Here is a 3,705-nt window from a genome sequence, read left to right on the forward strand (position 1 = left end):
TCGACATTCTCCCCCCTCTCCCTATTCGGGAGAGGGGTTGGGGGTGAGGGCGATCGACTATCTGTGTCATTAATGAATGAAAAATGATATTACTTCATCCCCAGTCCTTGTCTTGGCATGAAATCAAAACAAATTTATTCAACTTTTTCTATCGAAGGGATAACTTATCTTTCATGCCGATTCAACTTCCAATTTTCTTAAACTTACCCTTCCTTACGGTACGCTGAAATAAGAATGCCAACCCACACCATCGCTCGTCTTTATAATGACTTACGAGATTGCCAATAAACTGGAAACGATCGCCTGGGAAAAGGTAGAACCGATATGGCAGAAGAAGATACAAGGAGCGATCGCCATTCAAACGCCTCCTAGCTGCCTGAGTTTTCCCAAAAATCAGGAATCTCTCTCAGAAATCATTAAATTTGCTAGCGAAAAGCGATTCTCCGTTCTTCCCTGCGGGAGCGGTAGTAAACTAAGATGGGGAGGACTGGTAAAAGACGCTCGACTGGTCGTCAGTACCCAGCACCTCGATCGCATCATCGAACACGCAGTCGGCGATCTCACAGTTACCGTAGAAGCGGGAGTTAAACTAGCCGATCTCCAGAAACTTTTAAGTCAAAGCCATCAATTTCTTCCCCTCGATCCCGCCTATCCAGAATCGGCTACCATTGGCGGGATCGTTGCAACGGCTGATTCTGGAAGTTGGCGACAACGCTATGGCGGCGTTAGAGACATGGTATTGGGATTGTCTTTTGTTCGTGCTGACGGACAAATCGCCAAAGCTGGGGGACGGGTGGTAAAAAATGTGGCTGGATATGACTTGATGAAGCTTTTTACAGGCTCCTATGGTACGCTGGGAATTATTTCTCAAGTTACCTTCAGACTTTATCCAATTCCAGAAGCTTCGCAAACAATTGTTTTGACTGGAGAAACCAATGCTATTGCCGCGGCAACGCAAACATTGCTGATGTCTGGTTTAGCACCGACTGCTGCCCAAATGCTTTCTGGCAGTTTAGTCAATCGCCTAGAAATCGGTAAGGAAATAGGATTAGCCATCCGTTTTCAAAGCATAGTCGAAAGCGTGAAAGAACAGATAGGACAAGTTGAATCGGTTGCCCGACAATTGGGCTTAAAAACGAGTTCGTATTGCGATCGCGATGAAACAAATTTATGGCAAAAATTGCAACAAATAACGCGAGTTCCTAGCTCAGAGAATGCCGTAACTTGCAAAATAGCAGTCAGACCAAATGCAGCTTCTAAAATTCTAGAACAATGCGATCGCATAACTAATAACCAAGGAGCGATCGCGATTAATATTAGTAGTGGTTTGGGACAACTGCATTGCCAACATGGAGAAATTAACCAGATTCAAAAAATGCGATCGCTCTGTCAAGAGCATCAAGGTTTTCTCACAATTTTAGAAGCCCCAATTTCAGTTAAAAAACAATTAGATCAGTGGGGCTATACAGGGAATGCCCTAGAAATGATGCGCCAAATTAAACAAAAATTCGATCCCAATAATATTTTTAGTCCGGGATGTTTTGTTGGTGAAATTTAGTCATTTGTCATTCGTCACTTGTCATTTGTAAATTTTAAAACATAAAGTTATTATGCAAACATCAGATAAAGCTTTAAATAATCCAGTTGAATCGATTTCTAATGAATTGAAAAGCTTTGACGTACAAAGTTTGCTCGATAAAGAAATCAAAGGATTTGATCCCAAAAATCCTCCCAAACAAGAATTAATCGATACTTGCGTTCACTGCGGATTTTGCTTATCCACTTGTCCGAGTTATCGAGTTATTGGCAAAGAGATGGATTCTCCGAGAGGAAGAATTTATCTCATGAATGCAATTAACAAAGGTGAAGCAGCATTAGACGAAACGACTACCCAACATTTTGATTCTTGTTTGGGATGTCTGGCATGCGTCACTACTTGTCCCTCTGGCGTTCAATACGACCAATTGATTGCTGCAACTCGCCCTCAAGTCGAACGCAATCAACCCCGCAGTTTAAAAGATAAGTTAATTAGAACGTTAATTTTTAATCTCTTTCCCTATCCCAATCGCTTGCGAATTTTCTTGCCCCTATTGTGGTTGTATCAAAAACTAGGCATACAAAAATTAGTTCGTGCGACGGGTTTGCTAAATCGATTCTTCCCTCGCTTAGCAGCAATGGAATCAATCTTACCGGAAGTTAATTTAAAATCTTTGCGCGACAATTTACCCGATATTATTCCCGCACAAGGAGAGAAACGCTATCGAGTTGGAGTCATTCTAGGTTGCGTACAGCGTCTCTTTTTCTCACCAGTTAATGAGGCAACTGTGCGAGTTTTAACGGCGAATGGTTGCGAAGTTGTTATTCCCCAAACACAAGGTTGTTGTGCAGCTTTACCCGCACACCAAGGACAAGAAGCACAAGCGCAAGCTTTAGCCCGACAAATGATTGACAGTTTTGAAGGAACGGAAGTCGATTATATTATTATTAATGCGGCGGGTTGTGGACATACTCTAAAAGAATACAACCATATCTTAGAAGATGACCCAGAATATCAAGAAAAAGCTAAACAATTTGTCGCCAAAGTCAGAGATATTCAAGAGTTTTTGGCAGAAGCAAAATTAACGACAAATTTATCGCCATTAACCGAAAAAGACTTGACAATTGTCTATCAAGATGCTTGTCATTTGTTGCACGGACAAAAAATTAGCTTGCAACCGCGTCAGTTGTTAAAACAAATTCCTGGCGTGAAGTTAAAAGAACCGCTAGATGCTGCTTTATGTTGTGGCAGTGCCGGAGTTTATAATATGCTACAACCAGAAGTTGCTAATGAATTAGGTCAGCAAAAGGTTAAGAATTTGCTCGATACGGGTGCACAATTAATTGCCTCTCCCAATCCTGGTTGTTCGTTACAACTTAAGAAACACATGAAATTGAAAGGTCAAGAAATTCCTCTAATGCATCCAATGGAATTGTTAGATTATTCAATTCGGGGAATTAAGTTGAAAATTTAACTATGGATTTGAGCCATAGAAAATTGTCAAGATATCTTGAGATATCTTAATGTCTGGCATCGCGACAACAGTCTCTAGCTTCTCTCGTGCCGAGTTGGAATCGACTCGCCGTGTTATCAAATATGGCTCTACCAATAAGTCATATCAAATCCGTTTAATTAGCCATAATATATAGTCCCGCTCGCGAGCAGGATGTAAGGCGCTCCGCACCCGCTACGCTTTCCGCACTACTAGGTATTGTGTTTGTTTAACCGAATTTAATGTCATACCAATTTTCAGGTTTTCGCGATCGACATTCTTCTCCCCTCTCCCTATTTGGGAGAGGGTTTGGGGTGAGGGCGATCGACTATCTCTGTCATTAATAGACCTCCTGCAAAAATCTAAGATGGCTATGTAAAATAGAGTAGCGCGATCGGAAATAATCATGACGTATTCTTAGATAAAAAATTTAAAGCCGACAGAGTTTAAACGTCTGTGTGGGGTGTATCCAGAAACTTTTAAAGAGATGGTAAAAGTCCTAGAAGCCGAAAAAGTATTACAGAAAAAGACAGGACGACCAAGTAAATTAAGTGCAGAAGACCAAATCTTAATGACTCTTGAGTATTGGCGAGAATACCGAACCTATTTTCATATCGGAACGGGAGCATCCCACTTTTTGATTAAGCAGAAATACCTAAATTCATATCTCCATTTA

At 41.2% G+C, this 3,705-nt stretch carries 3 protein-coding genes; all 3 read left to right on the forward strand.

Annotation, left to right across the window (positions count from 1 at the left end):
- The first annotated feature begins 265 nt into the window (after window positions 1-265).
- On the forward strand, window positions 266-1,558 hold the full coding sequence (locus NIES593_RS21785; RefSeq protein ID WP_073601589.1) for an FAD-binding oxidoreductase: 1,293 nt from the start codon (window positions 266-268) through the stop codon (window positions 1,556-1,558).
- A 52-nt stretch (window positions 1,559-1,610) separates the two neighbouring features.
- A complete protein-coding gene (locus tag NIES593_RS21790) occupies window positions 1,611-3,011 on the forward strand; it encodes a (Fe-S)-binding protein (protein WP_073601590.1) in 1,401 nt (466 codons plus the stop codon).
- Between the two features lie 505 nt (window positions 3,012-3,516).
- Window positions 3,517-3,705: transposase family protein (locus NIES593_RS21795; protein WP_217652003.1), on the forward strand; the 189-nt coding region annotated here is incomplete at its 3' end.

The sequence above is a fragment of the Hydrococcus rivularis NIES-593 genome (genome assembly GCF_001904635.1).
Classification (GTDB): domain Bacteria; phylum Cyanobacteriota; class Cyanobacteriia; order Cyanobacteriales; family Microcystaceae; genus Hydrococcus; species Hydrococcus rivularis.